Source organism: Bradyrhizobium sp. SZCCHNR1051 (genome assembly GCF_032489615.1).
Classification (GTDB): Bacteria; Pseudomonadota; Alphaproteobacteria; order Rhizobiales; family Xanthobacteraceae; genus Bradyrhizobium.
Genome location: NZ_JAUEYJ010000001.1, coordinates 272,486 through 297,038, shown reverse-complemented (window position 1 = coordinate 297,038; position 24,553 = coordinate 272,486). Strand labels below are relative to the sequence as shown.

24 protein-coding genes are annotated in these 24,553 nt (G+C 65.6%); 22 read left to right on the top strand and 2 right to left on the bottom strand.

All coding sequences use genetic code 11. The features are described 5' to 3' along the window. The first annotated feature begins 11 nt into the window (after positions 1-11). The 3 genes from kdsA (at position 12) to QW868_RS01305 (ending at position 3,498) form a co-directional block, all read left to right on the top strand. Positions 12-875 (top strand): 3-deoxy-8-phosphooctulonate synthase, encoded by an 864-nt coding sequence (gene kdsA, locus QW868_RS01315; RefSeq protein ID WP_316229750.1) that lies wholly within the window; start codon positions 12-14, stop codon positions 873-875. Beyond that, positions 875-2,083 carry an MFS transporter gene (locus QW868_RS01310; protein ID WP_316229749.1) on the top strand — a complete coding sequence of 403 codons (1,209 nt, stop codon included), beginning with the start codon at positions 875-877 and terminating at the stop codon, positions 2,081-2,083. The genes kdsA and QW868_RS01310 overlap by 1 nt, the downstream gene beginning before the upstream one ends. 839 nt (positions 2,084-2,922) lie before the next feature. Then, positions 2,923-3,498 (top strand): hypothetical protein, encoded by a 576-nt coding sequence (locus QW868_RS01305; protein ID WP_316229748.1) that lies wholly within the window; start codon positions 2,923-2,925, stop codon positions 3,496-3,498. Positions 3,499-3,520: 22 nt separating this feature from the next. On the opposite strand, the gene QW868_RS01300 is transcribed toward QW868_RS01305, so the two are convergent. After that, complete coding sequence (locus QW868_RS01300; RefSeq protein WP_316229747.1) at positions 3,521-3,826, bottom strand: hypothetical protein; 306 nt, start codon at positions 3,824-3,826, stop codon at positions 3,521-3,523. 28 nt (positions 3,827-3,854) lie between these two features. After that, positions 3,855-4,331 (bottom strand): preQ(1) synthase, encoded by a 477-nt coding sequence (gene queF / locus QW868_RS01295; protein ID WP_315738193.1) that lies wholly within the window; start codon positions 4,329-4,331, stop codon positions 3,855-3,857. A 158-nt stretch (positions 4,332-4,489) separates the two neighbouring features. Here queF and eno point away from each other — a divergent pair, with 158 nt between their 5' ends. From eno to QW868_RS01200, 19 genes are all read left to right on the top strand, one after another. Further along, the gene (gene eno / locus QW868_RS01290) at positions 4,490-5,773 is read left to right on the top strand and encodes a phosphopyruvate hydratase (protein WP_315738192.1); all 1,284 of its coding nucleotides are present in this window, start codon (positions 4,490-4,492) and stop codon (positions 5,771-5,773) included. A gap of 39 nt (positions 5,774-5,812) precedes the next feature. Then, positions 5,813-6,955, top strand: a complete 1,143-nt coding sequence (locus QW868_RS01285) for a zinc-binding dehydrogenase (protein ID WP_316229746.1) — start codon at positions 5,813-5,815, stop codon at positions 6,953-6,955. Positions 6,956-7,074: 119 nt separating this feature from the next. Continuing rightward, the gene (locus QW868_RS01280; protein WP_316229745.1) at positions 7,075-8,070 is read left to right on the top strand and encodes an MBL fold metallo-hydrolase; all 996 of its coding nucleotides are present in this window, start codon (positions 7,075-7,077) and stop codon (positions 8,068-8,070) included. Between the two features lie 265 nt (positions 8,071-8,335). Beyond that, positions 8,336-9,505, top strand: coding sequence for a serine hydrolase (locus tag QW868_RS01275; protein WP_316229744.1), 1,170 nt, complete (start codon positions 8,336-8,338; stop codon positions 9,503-9,505). Between the two features lie 97 nt (positions 9,506-9,602). Next, entirely contained in the window at positions 9,603-10,160 is a 558-nt protein-coding gene (locus QW868_RS01270; protein ID WP_316229743.1) for an NADPH-dependent FMN reductase, read from the top strand. A gap of 146 nt (positions 10,161-10,306) precedes the next feature. After that, complete coding sequence (locus tag QW868_RS01265; protein ID WP_316229742.1) at positions 10,307-11,098, top strand: aldolase; 792 nt, start codon at positions 10,307-10,309, stop codon at positions 11,096-11,098. 64 nt (positions 11,099-11,162) lie between these two features. Next, on the top strand, positions 11,163-11,480 hold the full coding sequence (locus QW868_RS01260; RefSeq protein ID WP_315738186.1) for a septum formation initiator family protein: 318 nt from the start codon (positions 11,163-11,165) through the stop codon (positions 11,478-11,480). A gap of 198 nt (positions 11,481-11,678) precedes the next feature. Further along, positions 11,679-12,701 (top strand): pyruvate dehydrogenase (acetyl-transferring) E1 component subunit alpha, encoded by a 1,023-nt coding sequence (gene pdhA / locus QW868_RS01255; protein WP_315756686.1) that lies wholly within the window; start codon positions 11,679-11,681, stop codon positions 12,699-12,701. Positions 12,702-12,730: 29 nt separating this feature from the next. Then, positions 12,731-14,128: a pyruvate dehydrogenase complex E1 component subunit beta gene (locus QW868_RS01250; protein WP_316229741.1), complete on the top strand. Its 1,398-nt coding sequence runs from the start codon at positions 12,731-12,733 to the stop codon at positions 14,126-14,128. 12 nt (positions 14,129-14,140) lie between these two features. Further along, a complete protein-coding gene (locus QW868_RS01245; protein WP_015666657.1) occupies positions 14,141-14,446 on the top strand; it encodes a DUF5076 domain-containing protein in 306 nt (101 codons plus the stop codon). A 2-nt stretch (positions 14,447-14,448) separates the two neighbouring features. Then, positions 14,449-15,792 (top strand): pyruvate dehydrogenase complex dihydrolipoamide acetyltransferase, encoded by a 1,344-nt coding sequence (locus tag QW868_RS01240; RefSeq protein WP_316229740.1) that lies wholly within the window; start codon positions 14,449-14,451, stop codon positions 15,790-15,792. A gap of 39 nt (positions 15,793-15,831) precedes the next feature. Further along, a complete protein-coding gene (locus QW868_RS01235; RefSeq protein WP_315738181.1) occupies positions 15,832-16,071 on the top strand; it encodes a hypothetical protein in 240 nt (79 codons plus the stop codon). A 32-nt stretch (positions 16,072-16,103) separates the two neighbouring features. Continuing rightward, positions 16,104-17,525 carry a dihydrolipoyl dehydrogenase gene (gene lpdA / locus QW868_RS01230; RefSeq protein WP_315738180.1) on the top strand — a complete coding sequence of 474 codons (1,422 nt, stop codon included), beginning with the start codon at positions 16,104-16,106 and terminating at the stop codon, positions 17,523-17,525. A gap of 137 nt (positions 17,526-17,662) precedes the next feature. After that, positions 17,663-18,904 (top strand): threonine synthase, encoded by a 1,242-nt coding sequence (locus QW868_RS01225; protein ID WP_316229739.1) that lies wholly within the window; start codon positions 17,663-17,665, stop codon positions 18,902-18,904. Between the two features lie 91 nt (positions 18,905-18,995). Then, positions 18,996-19,967 (top strand): tripartite tricarboxylate transporter substrate binding protein BugD, encoded by a 972-nt coding sequence (locus QW868_RS01220; RefSeq protein ID WP_316229738.1) that lies wholly within the window; start codon positions 18,996-18,998, stop codon positions 19,965-19,967. Positions 19,968-20,201: 234 nt separating this feature from the next. After that, on the top strand, positions 20,202-21,926 hold the full coding sequence (gene ilvD / locus QW868_RS01215) for a dihydroxy-acid dehydratase (RefSeq protein ID WP_315774988.1): 1,725 nt from the start codon (positions 20,202-20,204) through the stop codon (positions 21,924-21,926). Positions 21,927-22,029: 103 nt separating this feature from the next. Then, entirely contained in the window at positions 22,030-22,746 is a 717-nt protein-coding gene (locus QW868_RS01210) for a tetratricopeptide repeat protein (protein WP_409997702.1), read from the top strand. 41 nt (positions 22,747-22,787) lie between these two features. Next, positions 22,788-23,264: a GNAT family N-acetyltransferase gene (locus QW868_RS01205; RefSeq protein WP_315738175.1), complete on the top strand. Its 477-nt coding sequence runs from the start codon at positions 22,788-22,790 to the stop codon at positions 23,262-23,264. Positions 23,265-23,463: 199 nt separating this feature from the next. Continuing rightward, positions 23,464-24,513, top strand: a complete 1,050-nt coding sequence (locus tag QW868_RS01200) for a substrate-binding domain-containing protein (RefSeq protein ID WP_316229737.1) — start codon at positions 23,464-23,466, stop codon at positions 24,511-24,513. Positions 24,514-24,553 lie beyond the last annotated feature (40 nt).

Sequence of the window (24,553 nt, the reverse complement as noted above, 5' to 3'; positions counted from 1 at the left end):
AGGATGATGTCGTGAACGCTTCGATCTCTGCCGCTCCGGTCGTCACGCTCGGCTCCGTCAAGTTTGGCAATCAGCTGCCGCTCGCGATCATCGCGGGACCATGCCAGCTCGAGAGCCGGGCGCACGCGCTGGAGGTGGCCTCGGCGCTCAAGGAGATCGCGACGCGGCTCGGCATCGGTCTCGTCTACAAGACCTCGTTCGACAAGGCCAACCGCACCAGCGCCTCCGCCGCACGCGGGCTTGGCCTTGCGCAGTCGCTGCCGATCTTCGCCGAGATCCGCTCCGCGCTCGGTCTGCCCGTGCTGACCGATGTGCATGACGCCGGCCAATGCGCCGAGGTGGCGCAGGCCGTCGACGTGCTGCAGATCCCGGCGTTCCTGTGCCGGCAGACCGACCTGCTGCTCGCGGCCGCCGCGACCGGCAAGGTCGTCAACGTCAAGAAGGGCCAGTTCCTGGCGCCCTGGGACATGGCCAATGTCGTGGCCAAGATCACCGGCTCCGGCAATCGCAACGTGCTGGTCACCGAGCGCGGCGTCTCGTTCGGCTACAACACGCTGGTCTCCGACATGCGCGCGCTGCCGATCATGGCGCGCACGACTGGCGCGCCGGTGATCTTCGACGCCACGCATTCGGTGCAGCAGCCAGGCGGGAAGGGCACCTCGTCGGGCGGCGAGCGCGAATTCGTGCCGGTGCTGGCGCGCGCGGCGGTGGCGGTCGGCGTGGCCGGCGTGTTCATCGAGACGCATCCCGATCCCGATCATGCGCCGTCCGACGGGCCGAACATGGTGCCGCTCGCGCAGTTCGAGGGGCTGCTGCGAACGCTGATGGCCTTCGACGCACTCGCTAAGGCGCCGGCGGCGGACGCCGGGCGCTGATGCACCAGACCGTCGCCAAGTCCGCGGGGAAGTTTCCACCGGCCGTGAACATCATCGCGCTGGCGGGCTTCTCGGCGGCGCTGTCGACGCGGGCGCTCGATCCGGTGCTGCCGCATGTCGCCGACGATTTCGCAATCAGCATCACCACCGCGGCCGGGATCGCGGCCGGCTATGCGCTGATCTATGCCCTGATCCAGCCGGCGATCGGCGCCGCCGCCGATCTGTTCGGCAAGGCGCGGCTGATGACGCTGTGCCTCGCATTGCTCGGTGTCGCCAGCATCCTCGGCGCGCTCGCCACCTCGTTTCCGCTGCTGTTTGCCTCGCGCATTCTCGCCGGCATCGCCTCCGGCGGCGTGTTTCCGGTGGCGCTCGGGCTGACCAGCGATCTCGTCGCGCCGGACAAGCGCCAGGTCGCGATCGGCCGCACGCTCGCCGGTTCGATGGCCGGCAACCTGCTCGGTGCCACGGCATCGGGCGTCATTGGCGATTTCATCGGCTGGCGCGGCGTGCTCGCGATCCTCGGAGCGCTCGGGCTGATCGCCTCCTTCGCGGTGGCGGCAGGCTTTCGCGGCGCCAAGGTCACGCACGTGGCGACGACCGATCTGGCCGCGTTGAAGAAGGGCTACCGCACCATCTTCACCAATCCCAATTCGCGCTTCTGCTTCTCGGCGGTGTTCGTCGAAGGCTGCTGCGTATTCGGGCTGTTTCCGTTCATCGCCTCGTTCCTGTTCGATCTCGGCGAGACCTCGCTGTCGATTGCGGGCATCGTCATCGCAGGCTTCGCGGTCGGCGGGCTGTTCTACACGTTCACGGTGTCGAACTTCCTGCCGCGGCTCGGCGTCAAGGGCATGATGATCACGGGCGCTGCCCTGGTCGGGTTGCAATTCGCCGCGCTCGCCTTCGGCCCGGGCTGGAAGCTGCAGTTCGGCTGCATGCTGCTGATGGGCTGGGGCTTCTACATGATCCATGGCTGCCTGCAGGTGTTCGCCAGCGAGCTGTCGATCGGGGCGCGCGCGACCGCGATGTCGCTGCACTCGTTCTTCTTCTTCATGGGCCAGACGGTCGGCCCGATCGCCTATGGTTTTGGCGTCGTCCATGGCGGCAAGCAGCCGACGCTGCTCATCGCCGCCGCCCTGATGGTCGTCCTCGGCTTCGCCTGCGCCGCGCTGCTGCGGCAGCGGCCGCCCGCGGATGCGGCGGCGACGTGACGGCGCGCTCGCTTGCGAGCCGGCCATCCTTTCCTCGCTGTTGATGCTGATGCTGCGCGCCTCTGACATGGCGTGTTGCTGTCGTTGACACGGACGCACCGCCCCGATCTCGCGGCGCATCGGCGTCCGAGCTTTGTCTTTGAGAGTGCCCTTTTCCGAGAAGAGGGCACGGGGAATGCCGGGAGCCGGCCGCCCCCATGGCCCGCCAGCGAGAAAAAATGCTGGCGGCAGGAACCACAGGTTCAGCCGAGACATCCCGGCATTCCCCGCGCGATGGTTGGGCGGCTTATACGTACTCTCCCCGGGGACCGGGCTGTCTTGCCCCCGTGACCGGCGGATCATCATCACCGCCAGCGTAGCCTCAGCGTCGGGAGGCCAGGACCATACGATTTCGCCGGCGCATCAGGACCGCTCGTCCGCATGAGTGATCACGCTGCGACCCCGACACGCCCACCGCATCCCGCCTCAACGTCCGTGACGACCGCGAAGCGCCCCTCTGATCGAGACGGGACGGGAGCAATCAATCACGAATTCCGATAAAGCGAAAGAAGAATGTTTTTCGCGGAAGATCTGGACAGGGGTGATCGCCATGAGCGGACAACAAAATTCAGTTTTGAGGCGCAGGAGGTTCAGCAGTCGAAATCGATGGCGAAGGGCCTCGCCTGATAGCAACCATGCCCGACGGGCGACTTGCCGCCACGGACGGTCATTGATGCGGGACTTTGCATGCGCTGCGCCGCAAATGCGTGCGCCGGCCAATACAACCTGAAGGTATTTTGACTTGTGTTTCTGATTTGTTCCATCTAACATTCTTGGCGGTGAGTGAAGGGAGAACGACGGTGAAGCGGGCGGGGCATTTGTTGCTGTATGTCGCGATCGTTGCGGGCGGTTTCCATCAGGCGCTGGCGCAGCCCTCGGCCAAGTCCGATAGCCCACGCGTTGCTGCGACGGCGCCTGCCAAGATCCTGCTCAGCGCCCACAGGGGCGATGCGACCATTCTGACCATCTCCCACCAGGATAGCGACACCGCCGCGGTGACGTTCCGGATCGAGCTCGACGACGCGATCGAGAGCTGCCTGCGCGAGCCGCCGCCTGACGACATCAAGCCGGCGGAAGTGGCGCGTTGCGCCAAGCAGGTCATGGATCTCAACGCCGGCAAACAGACCAAGCGGCGGGCGATGTGCTCCAAGAACACGGTTTATACCGAGTTCGGCAACTACTCGCTGGTCGGCACCGGGGAGCCTCAGTCGAGCGGCGAAGGAAAGAAGATGATCCGCACCAACTGGAAGGATCATCGCAACGAGCAGATCGTCGACAACAGCACGGCGGCGAGGACGGACGCAATGCTGAGTACGTTTCAGATCCTGTGTCCATCCGCCTACAAGGCGAAGTTCGACGGCTACGACGCGTATTGAGGCAGGAGCGCGCGATCGGCGACTACCAGTCGAGGTTGGCCGAGCGGCACGTCTCGCAGACGCTCACATCGTCCTTCTGGGAAAGCGGACGACGGCAGCGGTGGCACGTGCCTTCCGTCAGCGTGACATGCAGCGTCAGAGCTTTGGCTTCCCTCATCGAGAAGCCAAACTGGGCGACGAGCAGTTTGTGGCCCTCAATCTGGCTGCGGCGGATTTCGGCTGCAATTCTCGCCTTGTCCGTTGCTGACAGCGAAGGCGGCCACGTGACGGTTGTGGTGCACTTGGGACAGAACACCGACAGGCGGGCATATTCGACTGCGCCGTTCACGACCGCACCTTCCGCTTCTCGATCGTCATCACCCCCGCCCGCGATACGGCGCCACGCCCTGGTCCGGCACCCACAGGCCCTTCGGCAGCTTGCCCGTTTGCCAGAACACGTCGATCGGGATGCCGCCGCGGGGGTACCAGTAGCCGCCGATGCGCAGCCATTTGGGCTTGATCTCTGACGCCAGGCGCTTGCCGATCGCGACGGTGCAGTCCTCGTGGAAGGCGCCGTGGTTGCGGAAGCTCGCGAGGTACAGCTTGAGCGACTTGGATTCGACCAGCCAGGGACCGGGGGCGTAGTCGATGACGATATGGGCGAAGTCCGGCTGACCGGTCACGGGGCAGAGCGAGGTGAACTCGGGCACCGTGAAGCGGGCCAGGTAATCCGTGTCCTTCTGCGGATTGGGAACGCGGTCGAGCTTGGCCGCGTCCGGACTGTCGGGCGTCGCCACCTCGCGGCCAAGCTGAAGGCCGGCGGATGTCAGGGATGGGTTGGATTTTTTCGCCATGTGTCGTGTCACCTGCCGCAGAGGCGCCCCTTTAGCCAATCGGAGCGCCCACGTCATCCGCTTCGTGATTTCCGCGTCAGGTGGCCTTTTCGCCCCCGTGACCTTGCGGTAGAAGCGGCGCAACAACGCTCACCCAGAAAAGCCCGCGAGAGGACCTCATGACCGCCATCGTCGACATCATCGGCCGCGAAATCCTGGACAGCCGCGGCAATCCCACGGTCGAGGTCGACGTCGTGCTGGAGGACGGCTCGGTCGGCCGCGCTGCCGTGCCGTCCGGCGCTTCCACGGGCGCCCATGAGGCGGTCGAGCTGCGCGACGGCGACAAGCACCGCTATCTCGGCAAGGGCGTGCTGAAGGCCGTCGAAGCCATCAACGACGAGGTCTATGAGGCCTTGAGCGACATGTCGGTGCAGGACCAGGTCCAGATCGACCAGATCCTGATCGAGCTCGACGGCACCGAGAACAAGAGCCGGATCGGCGCCAACGCCATTCTCGGAGTCTCGCTCGCCTGCGCCAAGGCGGCGGCGATCTCCTACGACATGCCGCTGTATCGCTATGTCGGCGGCACCTCGGCCCGCACCCTGCCGGTGCCGATGATGAACATCGTCAATGGCGGCGTCCACGCCGACAATCCGATCGATTTCCAGGAATTCATGATCATGCCGGTGGGCGCGCCGAGCTTCGCGGAAGCTTTGCGCTGCGGCTCGGAGATCTTCCACACCTTGAAGGCCGAGCTGAAGAAGGCGGGCCACAACACCAATGTCGGCGACGAGGGTGGCTTCGCGCCGAACCTGCCGTCGGCGGACGCAGCGCTCGACTTCGTCATGAGCGCGATCGGCAAGGCCGGCTACACCGCCGGCGAGGACGTCATGCTGGCGCTCGACTGCGCCGCGACCGAGTTCTTCAAGGACGGCAAGTACGTCTACGAGGGCGAGAACAAGTCGCGCTCGCGCTCCGAGCAGGCCAAGTATCTCGCGGATCTGGTCGCCCGCTACCCGATCGCCTCGATCGAGGACGGCATGTCCGAGGACGACATGGACGGCTGGAAGGAGCTGACCGACCTGATCGGCCACAAGTGCCAGCTCGTCGGCGACGACCTGTTCGTCACCAACGTCAACCGTCTCGCCGACGGCATCCGCAACGGCCGCGCCAACTCGATCCTGATCAAGGTCAACCAGATCGGCACGCTCACCGAGACCTTGGCCGCGGTCGAGATGGCCTACAAGGCCGGCTACACCGCTGTCATGTCGCACCGCTCGGGCGAGACCGAGGATTCCACGATCGCCGATCTCGCGGTCGCCACCAATTGCGGGCAGATCAAGACCGGCTCGCTGGCGCGCGCCGACCGCACCGCCAAGTACAACCAGCTGCTGCGCATCGAGCAGGAGCTGGATGCGCAGGCCAAGTATGCGGGCAGGGCGGCGCTGAAGGCGCTGGCCTGAGTCTGGACTAAGCTAACCAAAGAAAAAAGGGAGGCACGCATGGGTGTCGAGACACAGGGCCTGCAACTGCGGACCCTGATCAGGCGCAGCGGCGAGCTCGAGCTCTCGCTGGTCGACGTGCCGACCCCCGAGCCGGGGCCGGACGAGGTGGTGGTGCGGATCGAGGCGGCGCCGATCAATCCGTCCGATCTGGGCCTCCTCGTCGGCGCGGCCGATCTGTCGACCCTGCAGGCGTCCGGCACCACGGACCGCCCCGTGGTCACCGCCAAGGTGCCGGAGGCGGGTATGCGGGCGATGGCCGGCCGGCTCGACGAGTCCTTGGCCGTCGGCAATGAGGGCGCTGGCGTCGTGGTCAAGACCGGCTCGTCGGACGCCGCCAAGGCGCTGATGGGCCGCACCGTCGCGGCTATCGGCGGCGCGATGTACAGCCAGTATCGCTGCCTGAAGGTCTCCGAATGCCTGCCGCTGCCGGCCGGCACCACGCCGGCCGAGGGCGCCTCCTGCTTCGTCAATCCGCTGACGTCGCTCGGCATGACCGAGACGATGCGGCGCGAGGGCCATACCGCGCTGGTGCATACCGCGGCCGCCTCCAATCTCGGGCAGATGCTCAACAAGATCTGCCTCAAGGACGGCATCCCGCTCGTCAACATCGTGCGCAGTGCAGCACAGGCCGAGATCCTGCGCGGCCTCGGCGCCAAATACGTGGTGGATTCGACGTCACCGACCTTCATGGACGATCTCATCGCGGCGCTGGTCGAGACCGGCGCGACTATCGCCTTCGATGCGATCGGCGGCGGCAAGCTCGCGGGCCAGATCCTCAACGCGATGGAAGCTGCGATCAACAAGTCCGGCAAGCATCCCTACAGCCGCTACGGCTCGAACGTGCACAAGCAGGTCTACATCTACGGCAGCCTGGATACGCGCCCGACCGAGATCACGCGCGGCTTCGGCATGACCTGGAGCGTCGGCGGCTGGCTGCTGTTCCCATTCCTGATGAAGATCGGCAAGACGGATACCGAGCGGTTGCGGCAGCGCGTCGTCGACGAGCTCAAGACGACCTTCGCGAGCCACTACACCAAGGTCGTCTCGCTGACCGAGGCGCTCGATCCGGCCAACCTCGCCGTGTACGCTAAACGGGCCACCGGCGAAAAATTCCTCATCGACCCCAACAAAGAGAAGTGACCTAACGTCGCTCCCCGGACGTTGCTGACGGGCTTGCGTTTGGCCCGCATGCGGAGAAAATCCGCCCCGTTTGTCTGGGGGCGGTGTCAGCCGCATGGAGCACTGAGGAGAGATTTGTCATGACCCGATTGGATCGCCGTCGATTTCTGGCCGGTGCGGCCCTCGCCGGAGCTGCAACCGCTTTGCCGCCGCTAACCGGACAGGCACGCGCGGCGGTTGCGCCCGCCGGCGCGCAGGCGCCCGGCTTCTACCGCTACAAGGTCGGCGACTACGAGTGCACCTCCGTCAATGACGGCGCGCGCACCTTCCCGATGCCCGACAAGTTCGTCGTCAACACCGCCAAGGACGACGCGCTCGCGGCTGCCGAAAGCGCCTACATGCCGAAGGGCATGATCACGATCCCCTTCAATCCGCAGCTGATCAACACCGGCTCCAAGCTGGTCCTGATCGACACCGGCAACGGCGCTGGCGCCTTCGAGGCCAGCAAGGGCGCGGTTGGCCGCACGCTGCAGAACCTCGCTGCCGCCGGCGTCGATCCGAAGAGCATCGACGTCGTCGTGCTCTCCCACATGCATGGCGACCACATCAACGGCCTCAAGCTCGCCGACGGCTCGCTGGCGTTCCCGAACGCCGAGCTGAAGGTGCCGGCCAAGGAGTGGGCGTTCTGGGCCAGCGACGAGAATGCCGCGAAGGCGCAGACCGACTTGATGAAGGGCAACTTCGCCAACTTCAAGAAGGTGTTCGGCGGGCTCGAGAGCAAGGTCACCCAGTACGAGTGGGACAAGGAGGTCGCGCCCGGCATCACCGCGCTCGGCACGCCCGGTCACACGCCGGGCCACACCTCGTTCGCGGTCGCCTCGGGCAATGCCAGGGTCCTGATCCAGGCCGACGTCACCAACGTCCCCGAGCTGTTCCTGCGCAACCCGGACTGGCACGTGATGTTCGACACCGATGCAGCGATGGCGCAGGAGACGCGGCACAAGTTCTACGACATGGCCGCCGCCGAGAAGGCCAAGGTGATCGGCTTCCACTTCTCGTTCCCCTCGGTGGGCTATGTCGAGAAGGACGGCGCCAAGTACCGGCTGATTCCGGCGCCGTGGAATCCGGTGATCTGAGCGGGGACCGCGAATTCGTCGCCGTCATTGCGAGCCAACGGGTCCGCGCGAACGCGCGGCCCGATTACAGGCTCCGCGAAGCAATCCAGGGCTCGGTTGGGACTCTGGATTGCTTCGTCGCTTCGCTCCTCGCAATGACGGAGGAGAGAGAAGGGGGGGCCGCCTTCGGGCGGCCTGCTCGTTTTTGCATATGCGAAATGTCGGGCTTTCCGCGGCTCGCGCGAGCGCCTATGTCGAACCTCCCGGGATGTCCGCAGGGCCTTGCATGTCGACCGATCTCTCAACCTCCAGCGCCGATCTTTCCAACTGGCGCTCCGCGCCGTTCAGCCGCTGGGCCTTCCACAACATCCGGTCGATCCTGCCGGTCGCCGACATCGAGAGCGCGCCCGGCAGCGCGTGGCCGCTGCCGGCAAGTCCGATCTCCTTCGATCAGTTCAGCCTGCGCCTGCCGAAGGGCGGCACGCTCGACCTCGACGGCTTCCTGAAAGCGACGGCGACGGACGGGCTCCTGATCCTCCACGACGGCCGCATCGTGTTCGAGCACTATGATGGCGGCACCGACCGCGACACGCCGCACATCCTGATGTCCGCGACCAAATCGATCACCGGGCTGATGGCCGGCATCCTGGCCGGCCGCGGCGAGCTCGACGTCGACGCCGAGGTCACGCGCTACGTGCCGGAAGTGGCAGCCACGGCCTATCGCGGCGCCACGATCCGCCAGCTCCTCGACATGCGGGCCGGCATTATCTTCGATGGCGCCGGCCTGCAGGCCTATGCCGACGCCGCGGGCTGGGAGCCGGTCGCACCTCGCACGACGCCGAACCTGCACGATTTCTTCGAGACGATGCGCGCGCAGGCGATTCCGCATGGCGGCACCTTCAGCTACGTCTCCGCCAACACCGATCTGCTCGGCTGGGCGATCGAGCGGGCCACCGGCCGCAGCTTCGCGAGCCTCGTCAGCACCCTGTTGTGGAAGCCGATGGGCGCCAGCGGCGAGGCCTTCATCACGCTCGACCGCAAGGGCGCGCCGCGCTGCACCGGCGGCTTCTGCGCCACCTTGCGCGACGTTGCGCGGCTCGGCCAGCTCGTGCTGTCAGGCGGCCGGCGCGGCTCGCACACCATCATCCCGCCGTCCTGGCTCGACGACATCAGGCACAATGGCGACGTCCAGGCCTGGCGCGACGGGCAGTGGCGCGACAGCTTTGCCGCCATCAGCCGCAACATGCATTATCGCAGCGGCTGGTACGTCATCAACGACCAGCCGCAGCTCATGTTCGCGATGGGCATTCACGGCCAGAACCTGTTCGTGGATACGTCCAACGAGATCGTGATCGCCAAGGTCTCGTCGTGGGCGCAGCCGGTCGACGGACAGGCCATCTGGCTGACGCATCAGGCGGTGGCGGAATTCACCCGTCACCTCAACGAGACGGGTTGAGCCCGAGGGAATCGCGGGATCCGGTTTCATGCACTTGCATGTTCCTGCCGGAGCGCTTTAAGTGCCCCTCACACGCCGCTCCTCGAAGGATCTCCCCATGCCTGCACCCTATTCGATCGTCGCCCTCGTCGGCAGTCTCCGCAAGGAGAGCTTCACGCTCAAGATCGCCAAAGCCCTGGCCAAGCTGGCGCCGGTCAGCCTGAAGATCGACGTCACCACGCTCAACGGCCTGTCGTTCTTCAACCAGGATCTCGAAGCCAATCCGCCGGCCGACTGGCTCGCGCTGCGCGACAAGCTGAAGGCCTCGAACGGCGTGCTCATCTTGACGCCCGAATACAACCGCTCGATTCCCGGCGTGCTAAAGAATGCGATCGACATCGCCTCGCGCCCCTATGGGCAGAGCTCGTTCCTGGGCAAGCCGGTCGGTCTCATCGCCAACTCGCCGGGGCCGCTCGGCGGCGTCGCGGCGGCCAAGCACCTGCAGAACATCATGCCGGGCATCGCGGGCCCGGTCATGGGGCAGCCGGAGATCTACCTGAACGGGGTCGGCGACGCCTTCGACGTCCAGGGCGAGCTGGTCAAGGACTCGCTCAAGACGGTGCTGCAGCAATATCTGGAGGCGTTCGCCGCCTTCGTGGCCAAGCAGAACGGCTGACCAGGGTCGTCGCAGTGCCTCCGCCCGTGCGGCGGGCGCCAACTGCATGACGGGTATGATCCGGGCAGGGCGTTGACGCGCCTTGCCCGATCCGTTTCAAGGCAGTGCCGGATCTGCGCAAGGATGCGCATTGCCAAGGAAGCATGATGGCCCATTCGTTCACACCCGCGTCGTCAGTGAAGCCCGGCCCGAACCAGCCGGATCTCGACTCGGAGGCGGTCTGGCAGGCGCGGGTCGATCTGGCGGCCTGCTTCCGGATGGCCGCACGGCATGGACTCGAGGAGGGCATCTGCAACCACTTCTCGGCGCTGGTGCCCGGCTATGACGACCTCTTCATCGTCAATCCCTACGGCTATGCATTCCGCGAACTGACGGCCTCGAAGCTGTTGGTTTGCGATTTCGACGGCAACGTCATTGCCGGCGACGGCCGCCCGGAGGCGACCGCGTTCTATATCCACGCCCGCATCCACAAGGCGCTGCCGCGCGCCAAGGTCGCGTTCCATACGCACATGCCGTATGCCACCGCGCTCTCGATGACCGAAGGCGATCCGCTGATCTTCGCCGGGCAGACGGCGCTGAAATTCTATGGACGAACCGCCGTCGACGCGAACTACAACGGGCTGGCGCTCGACGCGCGCGAGGGGGACCGCATCGCCGGGGCTGTCGGTGATGCCGACATCGTCTTCATGAAGCATCATGGCGTCATGGTCCTGGCGCCGACCATCGCCGAAGCCTGGGATGATCTCTATTATCTCGAGCGCGCCTGCCAGGTTCAGTGCCTGGCGCTGTCAACCGGCCGCAAGGTGGTGCCGGTGGCGCCCGACATCGCCGAGGCCGCCTATCGCCAGATGCGGGAGGGAGATGCGGAATCGGCACGGCTGCATCTCGAAGCGATCAAGCGGACGCTCGACGCCGAGGAGCCCGCCTATCGGACTTGAGCGCGTAGCGGCACGGGGGCTCAGGGTTAGCGTTTCCTTAACCGGGGCGCCGCATTCTCGGGCCATGGTCTCCCGCGCGCGCCTCAAATCCTTCCTGACCGGGCTAGCTCTCTACACGATGGCGGCCGCCATCATCGGCTATTTCGGCATCAACGCCTATACCGGCCGGTACGGCCTGACCGCGCGTCAGGAGCTCGACCAGGAGATCATTGCGCTCACCTCCGAGCTCGCCCGGTTGAAGCAGGAGCGGGCGGAGGGTGAGAAGCGCGTATTGCTGCTGCGCTCCGACCGGGTCGATCCCGACATGCTCGATGAACGCGCCCGTTTTCAGCTCGGCTATGCCAACCCGCGTGATCTGATCCGGATCAATCGACCGCAGTGACGCGTGTCCCTTCGCCGCGGTGCCTAAACTTTAGCAGGCCGTGGCATCAGGAATTTCAAAAACGCGCTCATCAGCATTCGTTTATTTCGCGCTCGTTTGCAGTGCGGCAAAGCAAAATGAACCGCAATTCACGCAGTCCTTTTACGTGCCTTGGAGTTGAGCTAGAGAGAGCTACTTTTTCTCTCATCCGGAATTGCCATGGCCGCACCCAAGAAGACCGCCGCAAAGGAACAAGGGCAGGACAGAGACAACGGCCCGCCACCGGAATTCACCAGAGAACAGGAATTGGCCGCGCTACGCGACATGCTGCTGATCCGTCGCTTTGAGGAGAAGGCGGGTCAGCTTTATGGCATGGGTGCGATCGGCGGTTTCTGCCACCTCTACATCGGGCAGGAGGCTGTGGTCGTCGGCATGCAGATGGCGCTGAAGCCGGGCGATCAGGTCATCACCGGCTATCGCGATCATGGCCACATGCTGGCGACCGGGATGGATGCCAAGGGCGTCATGGCCGAGCTCACCGGGCGCCGCGGCGGCTACTCCAAGGGCAAGGGCGGCTCCATGCACATGTTCAGCATGGAGAAGAACTTCTTCGGCGGCCACGGCATCGTCGGTGCGCAGGTGTCGCTCGGGACGGGCCTCGCGCTCGCCAACCGCTACCGCGGTAACGACTCGGTCAGCATTGCCTATTTCGGCGACGGCGCGGCCAATCAGGGACAGGTCTATGAGAGCTTCAACATGGCGGAGCTCTGGAAGCTGCCGGTGATCTACGTCATCGAGAACAACCGCTATGCGATGGGCACGGCGGTGTCGCGCGCCTCGGCGCAGACCGACTTCTCCAAGCGCGGCATCTCCTTCAACATCCCGGGCGAGCAGGTCGACGGCATGGACGTCCGCGCCGTGAAGGCTGCCGGTGAGAAGGCCGTCGCGTGGTGCCGCGAGGGCAAGGGCCCGTACATTCTGGAAATGCAGACCTATCGCTATCGCGGCCACTCGATGTCCGACCCGGCCAAGTATCGCACCCGCGAGGAAGTCGAGAAGGTGCGCCACGACCAGGATCCGATCGAGCAGGTGCGCAACCGCCTGCTGGCGGCCAAGGTCACCGAGCAGGATCTCAAGGCGATCGACGCCGACGTGCGCAAGATCGTCAACGAGGCCGCCGATTTCGCCCAGGCCGATCCCGAGCCGGATGTCGCCGAGCTCTACACCGACGTTTACCGTTAAGCGCAGACGCTGTTTTGTCCGGAGCTGATATGCCAATTCAAGTTTTGATGCCTGCGCTGTCGCCCACGATGGAGAAGGGCAATCTCTCCAAATGGCTGAAAAAGGAAGGCGAGGCGATCAAGTCGGGTGACGTGATCGCCGAGATCGAGACCGACAAGGCCACGATGGAGGTCGAGGCGACCGACGAGGGCACGCTCGGCAAGATCCTGATCCCCGAAGGCACCGCCGACGTCGCGGTCAATACGCCGATCGCGACCATCCTCGCGGACGGCGAGACCGCGGCCGATCTCGGCAAGGCCGCAGCACCTGCGGCCGAGACGAAGGCTGCACCATCGGCGCCGCCGTCCGAGCCTGCCGCAGCCGCGCCGGCCGCGCCCGCGCCGACCGGCGTGGCTGCGCCGCAGAGCGTTGCTCAGCCCGATCCCGAGGTGCCCGCGGGCACCGAGATGGTCACGCAGACCATCCGCGAGGCGCTGCGCGACGCGATGGCCGAGGAGATGCGTCGCGACGGCGACGTCTTCATCATGGGCGAGGAGGTCGCCGAATATCAGGGCGCCTACAAGGTCACCCAGGGCCTGCTGCAGGAGTTCGGCGCCCGCCGCGTGATGGACACGCCGATCACCGAGCACGGCTTCGCCGGCATCGGTGTCGGTGCCGCGATGGCCGGCCTGAAGCCGATCGTCGAGTTCATGACCTTCAACTTCGCCATGCAGGCGATCGACCAGATCATCAACTCCGCAGCCAAGACGCTCTACATGTCCGGCGGCCAGATGGGCTGCTCGATCGTGTTCCGCGGCCCGAACGGCGCGGCGGCGCGCGTTGCCGCCCAGCACAGCCAGGACTACTCGTCCTGGTACTCGCACGTGCCCGGTCTGAAGGTGGTCGCGCCGTATTCGGCGGCGGACGCCAAGGGCCTGCTGAAGGCCGCGATCCGTGATCCGAACCCGGTGATCTTCCTCGAGAACGAGGTGCTGTACGGTCACTCCGGCGAGGTGCCGAAGCTCGACGACTACGTGATCCCGATCGGCAAGGCGCGCATCGCGCGCGCCGGAAAGGACGTGACGATCATCGCGTGGTCGAACGGCATGACCTATGCGCTCAAGGCCGCCGACGAGCTCGCCAAGGAGGGCATCGAGGCCGAGGTGATCGACCTGCGCACCCTGCGCCCGATGGACACGGAGACCATCGTCGCCTCGGTCAAGAAGACCGGCCGCGCCGTCACGGTGGAAGAGGGTTGGGCGCAGAGCGGCGTCGGTGCCGAGATTGCCGCGCGGATCATGGAGCACGCCTTCGACTATCTCGATGCGCCGGTCGTCCGCGTGTCCGGCAAGGACGTGCCGATGCCGTATGCGGCCAACCTCGAGAAGCTCGCGCTGCCGTCGGCGGCGGAGGTCGTGCAGGCCGCCAAATCCGTCTGCTACCGCTAAGGGAAAGCCCAGATGGCCGGACCCAAGGAGCAGCCATTGCCGCCGGACGTCATCGGCCGCGAGGACGCCACCGAAGTGTTGCGCGCCTTCGTGCTCGATGGCGGGCTCTCGATCGCCTTCCAGCGCGCCTTCGAGGAGCCCGACGTGTGGGGGCTGCTCCTGGTCGACGTCGCCCGCCATGCTGCGCGCGCCTATGCGCGCGAGAGCGATTATTCCGAAGACGAGGCGCTGCAGCGCATCGTCGAGATGTTCGAAGCCGAGCTGGCTCGGCCGACCGACACGGGCACCACCAGCCCCAGGTCGAAACAAGGTCACTGATCATGCCGATCAACATTCTCATGCCCGCGCTGTCGCCGACGATGGAGAAGGGCAACCTTGCTCGTTGGCTCAAGAAGGAAGGCGACCAGGTCAAGTCCGGCGAGGTCATCGCCGAGATCGAGACCGACAAGGCCACGATGGAAGTCGAGGCGGTCGACGAAGGTACGCTCGCCAAGATCCTGGTGCCGGAAGGCACGCAGGATGTACCCGTCAACGACGTGATCGCGGTGCTCGCCGGCGAGGGCGAGGACGTCAAGGCGGCCGGCAGCGCGCCGGCGGCCGCAGCTCCCAAGCCAGAAGCAAAGCCCGCTGCCGCAGCGGCAGCCGCTCCTGTCGCCACGCCTGCGCCGAAGCCGGCCGCAGCTCCTGCTGCTCCCGCGCCCGCCGCTGCGCCGCAGCTGAACGGCCACGCCCGCATCTTCTCCTCGCCGCTGGCACGGCGGCTCGCCAAGGATGCCGGCATCGATCTCGCCCGCATCACCGGCACCGGCCCGCATGGCCGCGTGGTCGCGCGTGACGTCGAGGAGGCGAAATCGGGCAAGGGCCTCAAGGCCGCGCCGTCAGCAGCGCCCGCTGCGGCAGGCGCCCCCGCGCTCGCACCCTCGATGTCCGACAAGCAGATCCTGGCGCTGTTCGAGCCGGGCTCCTACGAAGTCATCCCGCATGACGGCATGCGCCGCACCATCGCGCAGCGCCTCACCGCATCGGTGCAGAACGTCCCGCACTTCTACCTGACGATCGACTGCGACATCGGCAAGCTCTTGGCCGCGCGCGAGGAGATCAATGCGGCGGCTCCGAAGGACAAGGAAAAGAAGCCGCTCTACAAGCTCAGCGTGAACGACTTCGTCATCAAGGCGATGGCGGTGGCGCTGCAGAAGATCCCCAATTGCAACGTCAGCTGGACCGAAGGCGGCATGGTCAAGCACAAGCATTCCGACGTCGGCGTCGCCGTGGCGATGCCGGGCGGCCTGATCACGCCGATCATCCGCAAGGCCGAGACCAAGACGCTGTCGGCGATCTCCGGCGAGATGAAGGACTTCGCCGCGCGTGCCCGCTCGCGCAAGCTGAAGCCGGAGGAATATCAGGGCGGCACCACAGCCGTGTCCAACCTCGGCATGTACGGCATCAATCACTTCACGGCGGTGATCAACCCGCCGCATGCGACGATCCTCGCGGTCGGCACCTCCGAGGAACGCCCGGTGGTGCGCAACGGTAAGATCGAGATCGCGAGCATGATGAGCGTGACCCTGTCGTGCGATCACCGCGCCATCGACGGCGCGCTCGGCGCCGAGCTGATCGGCGCGTTCAAGCAGCTGATCGAGAATCCCGTGATGATGATGGTGTGATGTTGCTTTGCGGAGCGGGATGGCAAACGGGGCCAGCGCATGCGGATCAGAACGCGGTGGCCCTGGATCACGGCACTGGTAAGCGTCGCGCTGCTCGCCAACCCGCTCGGGATCGACGTCATCCATTCTGCTTTCTTCTCCGGCGAGGCGCTGTCGCGCGGCATCTGGGCGCCAATCGTGCTCGCCGGATTCGCGATCTGCGCTGTGCTGATGCTGCTGGAGGCAATTATTCGAGCCTTGATCTGGCGACGTTCCGTCGGCAGCACCACGACCATCTGATTTCCAACTGCTTCAGTTGAATGGGAGCCGTAATGGCCGACACATCCTTCGACGTCATCATCATCGGCTCCGGCCCGGGCGGCTACGTCGCCGCAATCCGCGCAGCCCAACTCGGGTTCAAGACCGCGATCATCGAGAAGTCCTACCTCGGTGGTATCTGCCTGAACTGGGGCTGCATCCCGACCAAGGCGCTCTTACGCTCGGCCGAGATCTATCACTACATGCAGCACGCCAAGGATTACGGCCTCTCTGCCGAGAAGATCTCCTACGATCCGAAGGCGGTGGTGCAGCGCTCGCGCGGCGTCTCCAAGCGGCTGAACGACGGCGTCGGCTTCCTGATGAAGAAGAACAAGGTCCAGGTGATCTGGGGGCGCGCCGCGATCGATGCGCCCGGCAAGATCACGGTGACCAAGTCGGATGTCGAGGCGCCCAAGGGCGCGCTGGGCGAGGGGACCTATCAGGCCAAGCATATCATCGTCGCGACAGGCGCGCGGCCGCGCGTGCTGCCGGGCCTCGAGCCGGACAAGAAGCTGATCTGGACCTATTTCGAGGCGATGGTGCCGGACAAGATGCCGAAGTCGCTGCTGGTCGTCGGCTCGGGCGCGATCGGCATCGAGTTCGCCTCGTTCTTCCGCACCATGGGCTCCGAGGTCACCGTGGTCGAGGTGCTGCCGCAGATTCTCCCCGTGGAGGACGCCGAGATCGCCGGCATCGCGCGCAAGCAGCTGGAGAAGCAGGGCCTCAAGATCATGACGGGGGCCAAGGTCACCAAGCTCGACAAGAAGAGCGACAGCGTGGTGGCGACGATCGACGACGGCAAGGGCAAGACCGAGTCGGTCGAGTTCGATCGCGTGATCTCGGCGGTCGGTGTGGTCGGCAACATCGAGAATCTCGGCCTGGAGAAGCTGGGCGTGAAGACCGATCGCGGCTGCATCGTGATCGACGGCTACGGCAAGACCAACGTGCCCGGCCTCTACGCGATCGGCGACGTCGCTGGCCCCCCGATGCTGGCGCACAAGGCCGAGCACGAGGGCGTCGTCTGCATCGAGGCGATCAAGGGCCTGCATCCGCATCCGATGGACAAGAACCTCATTCCCGGCTGCACCTATTGCCATCCGCAGGTTGCTTCCGTGGGTCTGACCGAGGCCAAGGCCAAGGAGCAGGGCCGCGACATCCGTGTCGGCCGCTTCCCCTTCGTCGGCAACGGCAAGGCGATCGCGCTCGGTGAGGACCAGGGCCTCGTCAAGGTGATCTTCGACAAGAAGACGGGACAGCTGATCGGCGCCCACATGGTCGGCGCCGAGGTCACCGAGCTGATCCAGGGCTATGTCGTGGCGATGAACCTCGAAACGACAGAGGAAGAGCTGATGCACACGGTGTTCCCGCATCCGACGCTGTCGGAGATGATGAAGGAAGCCGTGCTCGACGCCTACGGCCGCGTGCTGAACATGTAGTCTCGTTTCCCGTCGTCATGCGCGGGCTTGACCCGCGCATCCATCGCGCTTCTGGAACGTTCGCGAAGAGGATGGATTGCCGGGTCAAGCCCGGCAATGGCGGATGCAACCAGACGGGCCAACCTGAAAGTCCTGCCGTGAAATCCAACGACAATCTCACTATCGAACGCCCGACCTTCGTCACCCACCTCGAATGCGCGATGGAGGGCGATCATTATCCGGCGGACCAGGTCCACAACCTGTCCAAGGCCGGCAAGCCGCTCCTGGTGCGCTACGATCTCGCCGGCGTGAAGCAGGCGCTGACCAAGGACGCGCTGGCGCAGCGTCCGGCCGACATGTGGCGCTATCGCGAGCTGCTGCCGGTGCACAAATGCCAGGACATCGTCAGCCTCGGCGAGGTCATGACGCCGCTGATCAATCTGCCGAAACTCTCGAAGAAGCTCGGCGGCGGCGAGATCATCGTCAAGGACGAGGGACGGCTGCCGACCGGCTCGTTCAAGGCGCGTGGCCTGGTGATGGCGGTGTCGATGGGCAAGGCGCTCGGCATCAAGCACATGGCGATGCCGACCAACGGCAATGCCGGTGCTGCGCTCGCGGCCTACGCGACCTCCTGCGGCATCAAGACCACGATCTTCTGTCCGGCCGATACGCCGGAGGTGAACGTCAGCGAGATCGAGCTGCAGGGCGCGACCGTCTATCGCGTCAACGGGTTGATCGACGATTGCGGCAAGATCGTCGGCGAGGGCAAGGCCAAGGTCGGCTGGTTCGATACCTCGACCCTGAAGGAGCCCTATCGCATCGAGGGCAAGAAGACGATGGGCCTGGAGCTCGCCGAGCAGCTCGGCTGGGACGTGCCCGACGTGATCTTCTATCCGACCGGCGGCGGCACCGGCCTGATCGGCATGTGGAAGGCGTTCGACGAATTGGAGAGAATTGGATTCATCGGATCGAAGCGCCCGCGCATGGTGGCGGTACAGGCCTCCGGCTGCGCGCCGATGGTGCGCGCCTTCGAGCAGGGCGTCGAGCATGCGACGCGCTGGGAGGATGCCCACACCATCGCGTCCGGCATCCGTGTGCCCCAGGCGGTCGGTGATTTCCTTATCCTGCGCGCCGTCCGCGAGAGCAAAGGTTTCGCCATCGCGGTCGATGACGAGAAGATTTCATCTGCGCTCAGCGAAGTCGCGCGCGAGGAGGGGCTGCTGTTGTGCCCGGAAGGCGCGGCGACCTATGCCGCCTACAAGCAGAGCCTGGCCGACGGACGCGTGACGAAAAACGATAGCGTCATGCTGTTCAATTGCGCGACAGGACTTAAATATCCGCTGCCGCCGGTCACCCGGACGCTCGATCGTCACCAGCCGATCGACTTCGGGCAGTTCTAACTAACAAAACAGCACCGCGGCCTCGAGCACATGCTCCGGCGCAGACGCATTCGCGTCTGTGACCGGCGCGTGCGACACAAGGGAGGACGTGATGCGACGAGCTCTTTGCGCCGTGCTGTTTGCGTGCCTGGCTCTGGCGGTGCCAGCGCGCGCCGACACCTACCCCTCGCGCGCGATCACCGTGATCGTGCCGTTCGCCGCCGGCGGCCCATCGGATGCGATGATGCGCATCCTCGCCGAACACATGAAACGGACGCTCGGCCAGCCCGTGCTGGTCGAGAACGTGACCGGCGCGGGCGGCTCGATCGGCGTGGGACGCGCGGTGCGCTCGAAGCCCGACGGCTACACCGTGAGCTTCGGCCATCTCGGCACCCACGTCGCGAACGGCGCCGTCTACCGGCTTGGCTATGACCTCGAGGCCGATCTCGAGCCGGTCGTGCTGCTGCCGAGCAATCCGATGATCATCGTCAGCAGGAACAACATCCCGGCCAAAACGCTGCCGGAGTTTCTCGCCTGGGTGAAGTCGCAGCCGAACCCCGTATCGGCCGGCACGGCGGGCAACGGCTCCGGCAGCCACATCGCAGGCCTCTATTTCGAGCAGGTCACCGGCCTCAAGCTGCAATACGTGCCCTATCGCGGCACGGGGCCGGCGATGAACGATCTCGTCGCCGGCCAGATCGATCTGATCGTCGACCAGACCTCCAACGCCATCAACCAGGTCCGCGCCGGCACGATCCGCGCCTACGCCGTCACGGACGCCAAGCGCCTCGATTCCGCGCCCGAGATCCCGACCACCGATGAAGCCGGCCTGCCGGGCTTCCACATGACCCTGTGGTCGGGACTCTGGCTCCCGAAGGGCGTCAGCAAGGAGATCGTCGACACGCTCAACGCGGCCGCCGTGGCTGTGCTGGATGAGCCGGATGTGAAAAATCAGTTGAAAAACCTGGGGTTGCAGATGCCGGCGGCGGACCAGCGCAGCCCGGCCGCCCTTGGAACCCTGCAGCGCGCCGAGATCCGCAAATGGTGGCCGATGATCCGAGCCTCCGGGGTGGTGCCCGAGTAGCTTTCGCTCTTCATGCTAACCGAGGATGGTTGCGCGTCGGCCACGAATGTTGCGACGTCGCCACAGTTTACGAAGTTTTGGTAACAATCTCCGGCGCTCCGCAAACGCGCCGCTTTTTAGCCACACCTGGTCGTGAAATACTTTGATCAGAACATAACCAGTGCGTGTGAGGCTGCCGAAAATCCATTTCTAGGATTTTAGCGTTCTCCTCAGCACCGGGAGGCCAGAACAGCGATGGACGCGAAGACCGACATCAAGCGCAGGCTGCCCAGCCGTCATGTGACGGAAGGGCCCGAGCGTGCGCCGCATCGGTCCTACCTCTACGCGATGGGCCTGACCACGGCCCAGATCCACCAGCCCTTTGTCGGCGTCGCCTCGTGCTGGAACGAGGCCGCGCCCTGCAACATCGCGCTGATGCGGCAGGCCCAGGCGGTCAAGAAGGGCGTGGCGCATGCGGGCGGCACGCCGCGCGAATTCTGCACCATCACCGTGACCGACGGCATCGCGATGGGCCATGACGGCATGCGCTCGTCGCTGCCGTCGCGCGAGGCGATCGCCGATTCCGTCGAGCTGACGATTCGCGGCCATTCCTACGATGCGCTGGTCGGGCTCGCCGGCTGCGACAAATCGCTGCCGGGCATGATGATGGCGATGGTCCGGCTCAACGTGCCTTCGATCTTCATCTATGGCGGCTCGATTCTGCCGGGCAATTTTCGCGGCCAGCAGGTCACGGTGCAGGACATGTTCGAGGCCGTCGGCAAGCATTCGGTGGGTGCGATGTCGGACGAGGATCTCGACGAGCTCGAGCGCGTCGCCTGTCCATCGGCCGGCGCCTGCGGCGCCCAGTTCACGGCCAATACGATGGCGACGGTCTCTGAAGCGATCGGGCTGGCGCTGCCTTATTCGGCCGGCGCCCCGGCGCCTTACGAAATCCGCGATTCGTTCTGCATGACGGCTGGCGAACAGGTCATGGAGCTGATCGCCGCCAATATCCGCCCGCGCGACATCGTCACGCGAAAATCCCTGGAGAATGCCGCTGCGGTTGTGGCGGCGTCCGGCGGGTCGACCAATGCTGCGCTGCATCTACCTGCGATTGCACACGAGGCGGGCATCAAGTTCGACTTATTCGACGTCGCCGAAATCTTCAAAAAGACACCTTATATCGCGGATTTGAAGCCGGGTGGCCGCTATGTCGCCAAAGACATGTTCGAGGCTGGTGGCATTCCGCTCTTGATGAAGACGTTGCTCGACCATGGCTATTTGAACGGCGACTGCCTCACAGTCACCGGCCGGACGATCGCCGAAAACCTCAAAGGCGTGAAGTGGAATCCGCACCAGGACGTGGTGAGGCCGGCCGACCAGCCGATCACTGCAACCGGGGGTGTCGTCGGTCTGAAAGGCAATCTCGCGCCGGAGGGCGCGATCGTGAAAGTCGCGGGCATGTCGAACTTGAAATTCTCTGGGCCGGCCCGCTGCTTTGATCGGGAAGAGGACGCCTTTGACGCCGTCCAGAAGCGCACCTATCGCGAAGGCGAGGTGATCGTCATTCGCTACGAGGGACCGCGCGGCGGTCCGGGCATGCGGGAAATGCTGCAGACGACGGCGGCGCTGACCGGGCAGGGCATGGGCGGCAAGATCGCGCTCATCACCGATGGCCGGTTCTCGGGCGCGACCCGCGGCTTCTGCATCGGCCACATCGGACCAGAGGCGGCGGTCGGCGGAACGATCGCTCTGGTCGAGGATGGCGACATCATCGAGATCGACGCCGAGGCGGGTATCCTTAACGTGAAGTTGAGCGATGCCGAGCTGGCGACACGCAAGACCAAGTGGACGCCGCGTGAGACGCATCACACGTCAGGTGCACTTTGGAAATATGCCCAGCAGGTGGGGCCGGCCGTGGCGGGCGCCGTGACTCACCCAGGTGGTGCGCAAGAGAAGTATTGCTATGCGGACATCTGATCGGATCATTTTCGCATTGATGCTGGGGGTTGCCCCGCTCGCGTTGCCGACGTCGTCGTTCGCGTTCGATGGCGCTCCGGTCAACCAGGAGCCGGCGATCCCCGTGGCTGGAGCTCAGGCCGGCGCCGGCGCGCTGCGCAAGGCGTTGCCTGCGACCACGTCCTCCACGTCGCCCACGCAGTCGCTGACGGCGCTGCAATACGCGGCGGAGGAAGGTCACCCGGTTGCGCAGTTCAAGCTCGGCCGCATGTATGCGGCTGGCGATGGCGTTGCGCGGGATGACATGCGCGCCTTCGACTATTTCAGCCGCATCGCCAATGCGCATGCGGAGGACAGTCCGTCGGCGCCGCAGGCGCAGATCGTTGCCAATGCCTTTGTCGCGCTTGGCCGCTATTACCTGAGCGGCATCCCCAACACGAAGGTGAAGGCCGATCCGGATCGCGCGCGGGAGATGTTCTCCTATGCGGCGTCCTACTTCGGCAATGCCGACGCCCAATACGACCTGGCGCGGATGTACCTGAAGACGGCGGATGCCTCGCGCGACGACTTCCGCTATGGCGCGCGCTGGCTTGGCCTCGCCGCGCAGAAGGGCCAGCATCAGGCCCAGGCGCTGCTCGGCCAGATGCTGTTCAACGGCGACCGGCTGCCGCGCCAGCCGGCGCGCGGCCTGATGTGGCTCACCTTGGCGCGCGACAGCGCCGGTGCGGACGAAGCCTGGATCAAGGAGAGCTACAACCGCGCCTTCGCCAAGGCCTCCGACGATGACCGCGCCTCGGCGCTGCAGATGCTCGAAAGCTGGGTGCAGGGCAAGCGCGAGTAGCAGGAGCGCATCGCGTTCCCTCCGTTCGAGAGAGGGATTGAATGGTCATTCGCGATGCGACACCGGAAGACGCAACGGCGGCCTGCGAGATGCTGCGGGCATCCATCATCCAACTGTGCGTGGCTGATCACCGCGGCGATCCCGACATCCTTGGCCGCTGGCTCGCCAACAAGACGCCGGACAACGTCGCGACCTGGGCCGACGGGCAAGGCCGGTCGCTGTTGGTGGCGGTCGAGGAGGGGGCGATTCTCGCCGTCGGCGGGCTCGCGCACCCCGGCGAGATCACGGCCAACTACGTGTCGCCGCAGGCGCGCTTTCGTGGAATCAGTTCGGCGCTGTTGGCGGAGCTGGAGCGCCGGGCGATGGCACTGGGCGCCCGCGACGTCGCGCTGCTCAGCACCGAAACGGCGCACCGATTCTATCTTGCCCGCGGCTACGCCGATGTCGGCGTGCCCGCCGGCAAGTTCGGCACCGCGGCCTCCTATCCAATGAGCAAGACGCTCGCCACCGCGCCGTGAGTCGCGGGCCACGGTGAGACATCAAGGCCACGGCAGCGGCTGCCCAAGGAGTGGGCGATGACGCGCCGATGTTTTGACCAGCGTCAGGTTCCAGAACCAAAATCGGCGATCTTTGGTACACGAACGACCCCGATGACGCCAAAACGCGCTTGGCACGATTCGTGAGTGCAAGTCCTCTGCGACAGCAGAGGCGGCACGTTTGCGCAGCGTTCGGATCGGCCTGATCATTCCTCAGCGCGGCTCGGCAGGGTTGTGGGCGCCCTCCGCCGAAGCCTGCGGGCGGCTGGCCGTGACCGAGCTCAACCAGGCCGCCGGCATCCGCCGCCGACAGGTCGAGCTGATCGTCATCGACGCCGGCGCGACCGCCGCCAGCGCGGGCCGGGCTGCGGTCGAGGCGGTCGACGAACTCGCCGTCGACGGCCTCGTCGGCATGATGCCGAGCTACGCGCGCGATCCTGTCGCGCAAGCCGCGCGCGGCCGCGTGCCGTTCGTCTACACGCCCCAGTTCGAAGGTCTGTCGGCGAACAGCGACGTGATGACCACGGGCGAGACCGCTGGCGAGTTGCTGGGGCCGGCGGTGCAGTGGCTCTCCGAGGTCAAGCGCGCCCGGCGCTTCTTCCTCTGCGGCAACGACTACATCTGGCCGCGCTCGTCGCTCGACATCGCCAAGCGCCTGATCGCGCGATACGGCGGCGTCGTCACCGGAGAGCACTACGTGCCGGTCGGCGTGCATGATTTCGACGAGATGCTCGATCGGATCAAGACCACGCGCAGCGATGTCGTTCTCCCGGTCTTTCTCGGCTTCGACTGCATCGCCTTCAGCCGCGCCTTCTGCGCCGCCGGGCTCAGCCGCCACGTTCTGCGCTTCTCCTCGGCCTTCGACGAGACCATCGTCTATGGACTCGACAGCAGCGAGACCGAGAACGTCTTCGTCGCCTCTAGCTACTTTGCATCGCTGCGCTCGCGCAACAACGGCGCCTTCCTGGAGCGCTACTACACGGCGTTCGGCGACAACCCGCCGCCCGCGAACGGCTATGGCGAGTCCTGCTACGAGGGCATTCACGCGCTCGCCGCGCTGATCGAGCGCGCCGAGAGCTTCGACGCCCGCAACCTCAGGCGCTTCTACGGACGCACGCTGCAGTGGCGCACGGCGCGCGGCAACGAGGCGCAGCCGGTGGTTGGCGGACGCCACCCGATCCATCTCGCCGAGCTGGACGGCTACGACTTCGCGGTCGTCGCGTCGCGCTAGCGCGCAGGGCGCTTCCTAAAAACACTTGCCTTTTCAAATA